The organism is Acinetobacter sp. YH12027 (assembly GCF_013420085.1).
GTDB classification, from domain to species: Bacteria; Pseudomonadota; Gammaproteobacteria; order Pseudomonadales; family Moraxellaceae; genus Acinetobacter; species Acinetobacter amyesii.
In genome coordinates this window covers 1-4,162 of the sequence record NZ_VOYW01000083.1, presented here as the reverse complement: position 1 = coordinate 4,162, position 4,162 = coordinate 1, and the positions used below count along the sequence as shown (strand labels likewise).

3 protein-coding genes and 1 pseudogene are annotated in these 4,162 nt (G+C 42.5%); 2 read left to right on the top strand and 2 right to left on the bottom strand.

The annotated features are described in order from the left end of the window. Positions 1 to 101: 101 nt before the first annotated feature. Both proB and cgtA read right to left on the bottom strand, forming a co-directional pair. Positions 102 to 1,235 carry a glutamate 5-kinase gene (gene proB, locus FTT94_RS16220; RefSeq protein WP_078191872.1) on the bottom strand — a complete coding sequence of 378 codons (1,134 nt, stop codon included), beginning with the start codon at positions 1,233 to 1,235 and terminating at the stop codon, positions 102 to 104. A gap of 40 nt (positions 1,236 to 1,275) precedes the next feature. After that, entirely contained in the window at positions 1,276 to 2,484 is a 1,209-nt protein-coding gene (gene cgtA / locus FTT94_RS16215) for an Obg family GTPase CgtA (RefSeq protein WP_180171116.1), read from the bottom strand. A 268-nt stretch (positions 2,485 to 2,752) separates the two neighbouring features. On the opposite strand from cgtA, the gene FTT94_RS16210 reads away from it, so the two are divergent. Both FTT94_RS16210 and FTT94_RS16865 read left to right on the top strand, forming a co-directional pair. After that, positions 2,753 to 3,949: an MFS transporter gene (locus FTT94_RS16210; RefSeq protein ID WP_180026330.1), complete on the top strand. Its 1,197-nt coding sequence runs from the start codon at positions 2,753 to 2,755 to the stop codon at positions 3,947 to 3,949. A gap of 147 nt (positions 3,950 to 4,096) precedes the next feature. Further along, positions 4,097 to 4,162: pseudogene (locus FTT94_RS16865) on the top strand (helix-turn-helix domain-containing protein); the annotation flags it as partial.

Genomic DNA, 4,162 nt, shown 5'->3' with positions numbered 1-4,162 from the left:
CCCATCGTAGTTTATTGCATGTTATTACACCACACAAGAAAAAGGCTCAATCCCTTACAGAATCAAGCCTTCACGTTATGTTAGGTTATGGTAGGTTTTTGCTAATATATTGCCATATGATTGCGATGGATCATTTCAAGTGATCGGGCTTCCCCTAAAACTTGATGAACTTTATCGGAGGCCAAACCTTTGACGATTTCTGCCGAACGTGAACTGAAGTTTACACGACCAACGGCAACACGATGACCTTGTGTATCGACACATTCCACCACATCACCACGTTCAAAATGCCCTTCAACTGCTTTCACACCGACAGGTAATAAACTGCGGTGATTATCACGAATGGCTTTGACTGCGCCATCATCAATTACTAAACGACCCGCTGTTTGTAAATGTGCAGCTAACCATTGTTGATGGGCTGTCACACGGTCATTGTCCGTAATGAATAAGGTACCTAGTAATTCACCTGCCATCACACGTGAAAGCACATTATCGCTATCGCCGCTCGCAATGACTGTTGGACAACCAGACTTGGCTGCTAAACGTGCCGCACGAACTTTGGTCAACATACCGCCACGACCGAATTTACCGCCGCCACCAGCCATATCGAATAATGATTCATCCATTGCGCGTACTGTATGAAACAGTTTTGCGTCTGGATTGGAACGAGGGTCAGAGTCGAACATGCCTTCTTGGTCAGTTAGAATCACCAAGAGGTCTGCATGAACCTGTCCAGCCACCATCGCAGCTAAAGTATCGTTATCGCCAAAGCGGATTTCGTCAGTCGACACTGTGTCATTTTCATTGATCACAGGAATCACACGCCAATCAATCAAATGCTGCAAGGCATCACAAGAGTTTAAATAACGACGACGGTCAGCCAAATCATCATGGGTTAATAAAACTTGAGCTGTACGAATAGAACGTTGTTCTAAAACGCTTGACCAAGTATGAATTAAGCCCATCTGACCAATGGCAGCACAAGCCTGTAGACTGGGTAGATCTGTGGGTCGGTTGTCCAAATTCATACGAACCATCCCTTCAGCTACAGCACCGGAAGACACAAGAATGATCTCGTGTCCTGCATTGTGTAGTTCTGCAATTTGTCCCGCCCAATGCGAGATTGCATCCAGATCTAACCCTTTTCCGTTTGCTGTGAGTAGTGATGATCCGATTTTAACAACGATACGTTTACAACCCTTGAGCTGACGTTGCCCATCTACCACTTCTATCATCTTGTCCTCAGACTTGTTTGCTTTGACACTTATTCAGCAATTAACGTACGTAGTACGATTCTGCCTCATCATCACCGTCTTCAAATTCATCATCAAAGTCATCGCCGCCCAGACGTTGAGCGCGACGCATTTCACGATAAGCTTCTTTCGCAGCAATCGTTTGTTCACGTGTTTCAGCTTCAAGCTGATCACGGAATTCTTTCATTTCTGCTGCGTATTCAGGATCTTCAACTTCGCGTTCGCGTTGCTGCTCGATTTGATCCATCAAGTAATACACCACATCTTTAGTGCCTTCAGCCGTTAAGCCTGAAGTTTTAAAGACAGGACCTTCCCACTGTAATTCTTCAAGAATGTGATTACACCATTCGTCACGAGTATCTACAGCAAGCTGATCAACCTTATTCAGAACCAATACCACCGGTAATTTTGAAAGTGTTGGGGAGAATTTTTGCAACTCATTCAAAATCGCTTTGGCATTGTAAGCAGGATCTGAACCGTCAATCGGTTGAACATCTACAATATGAAGCAGAATACGGGTACGTGCCAAATGTTTCAGGAAGCGAATCCCGAGACCTGCACCTTCTGCCGCACCTTCGATCAGACCTGGAATATCCGCCATTACAAATGAACGATGACGATCCGCATCCACTACGCCCAGGTTAGGTACCATGGTCGTAAACGGATAATCTGCAACTTTTGGTTTTGCTGCAGAGACTGCACGGATAAAGGTTGATTTACCTGCATTTGGCATGCCGAGCAAGCCAACATCAGCCAGTACTTTCAGCTCAAGGCGGATTTCACGGAATTCACCTTTGGTACCATGTGTACATTTACGCGGAGAACGGTTGGTTGATGATTTGAAGTGGGTATTACCCAAACCACCTTGGCCGCCATGTGCCACTAATACTTTCTGGCCGTCTTCAACCAGATCTCCAATAATGTCGCCAGATTCACTATCTACAATGGTTGTTCCCACAGGAACTTTTAAAATAACTGATTCGCCACCACGACCAGCACAGTTTGCGCCAGCACCGTTTTTACCACGTTCAGCGCGAAATTTACGGGTATAACGATAATCTACAAGGGTACTCGTGTCGTCGTCAGCCTGAATATAAATGCTGCCGCCACGACCACCATCACCACCATCTGGACCACCAAATGGTACGAACTTTTCACGGCGAAAACTGGCTACGCCATTGCCACCGTCGCCAGCCTCTACGGTAATGACTGCTTCATCAACAAAGCGCATAATGCCAATCCTCTAAAAAACTTTAAAAACCGCCTATTCTGCCATATTTTAAAGCATTTCTCGACTATATTTATTCACTATTCCATGAAGATCATGCATTTCAAGCAGATTTTTTTTGAGCTTGTATCAAAATTTTAAAAGTACAATCCAGCTTGAATTGATCGTCTGATGTACATATAGCTCGCAACGCTAAGTTGGTTGTTTTTTGTTATTTCTGCTTGTCGTAACATCTTCATATAGTGCAATTCTTGCAATCAGAGTTTTTGTTATGTCAAATCCTAAGGAAAGGAATACTATCAGTCCATTGTCATCACAATTTGTTTTATTGATGGCACTTGCTTGTGGTCTATGCGCAGGATCAGCATATTTTAATCAACCGCTTATCTATTCGATTGAAAAAGGTTTAGGCATTAGCACTAGTGAAGCTGGTTTGACTGTAGTGATTGCACAAATTGGCTATGTTTTAGGTTTAATGCTCTTGGTCCCACTAGGTGACTTTTTAAATAAGCGCAAACTCATTGTTAGCTTAATGGTCTTTGCTGCTCTTTCTCAGATTTTATTATCGTTAAGTAGCAACTTAAGCACGCTGTATCTATTTACCCTTTGTGCGACGTTTGGCGCAATTTCGGCACAAGTCCTAATTCCTTTTGCATCGAGTATTAGCCCACCCGAATCCAGCGCAGCCACTGTAGGTAAACTCATGAGCGGCTTGGTCATGGGCATCATTTTATCGCGAACATTTGCAGGCTTTGTATCGACCTATTGGTCCTGGAATGCTGTGTATTTCACCAGTGGTATCATCACTTTAGGTTTTGCGATGATCATGTGGAAAAAACTTCCGAACACGACGCCGCAAGCAGGTTTAACAATGATAGGAATTTACCGCTCGTTGTTTATCATTGCTCAAAATAATCCACATCTGATTCGTCGTGCCTGTGCTGGTGCTTTGGGTTTTGGTATTTTGTCGATGATTTTTACCTCTATGACTTTTGTCTTAGGCAGTGCGCCATATTACTTTACTGATTTTGAAATTGGTCTGTTTGGCTTGCTTGGTGTGATCGGGATTTATTCATCAAGTTGGTCGGGTAAAATTGTGGGACAAGGTAGAGAAAACTTTGTAGCAAAACTCTGTATTGCTTTGATGTTTTTCTCAACTATCCCTCTATTTTTTGCCCAGCAAAATATCGTGATTTATGCGATTGGCGTACTCATGGCATATTTTGGTTTAACAGCATTTCACGTGCTCAATCAAAATTTGGTCTATCGGATTGATCTTAAATCCCGTTCGCGAATTAATGCGGTGTATATGACGATTTACTTTACTGGTGCAGCTATAGGTTCACTCGGTGCAGTATATGCCTGGCAGCATTTTGGTTGGATGGGTTGTGTGATTCTAGCTTTGGTTTTTTCGATTGGAATTTTACTGATTGATCGGTGGGATTTTAATAAGATGGTTAAAAATTAAGTGTTTTATGAGGAATAAATCGAATGGTTTATTCCTTTTCTCATTACTAATTAAAAATTTAATGTTTTTCGATATAACGCATATTCGTAAGTTGACAAAAATAACTAATCATGCGAAAAAGTTTTTTTAGTTAACAGATGTTCACACATGCCTCGAATTGTTTCTGTACCACTTAGTTTAGAACAGCGAGAACGACTCATTTTTCTGGCCAAG

What these genes read in the sequence shown, in the direction of transcription:
- proB (WP_078191872.1), bottom strand. Translation starts at nt 1,235, where the DNA reads ATGATAGAAGTGGTAGATGGGCAACGTCAGCTCAAGGGTTGTAAACGT.
- FTT94_RS16210 (WP_180026330.1), top strand. Translation starts at nt 2,753, where the DNA reads ATGTCAAATCCTAAGGAAAGGAATACTATCAGTCCATTGTCATCACAA.
- cgtA (WP_180171116.1), bottom strand. Translation starts at nt 2,484, where the DNA reads ATGCGCTTTGTTGATGAAGCAGTCATTACCGTAGAGGCTGGCGACGGT.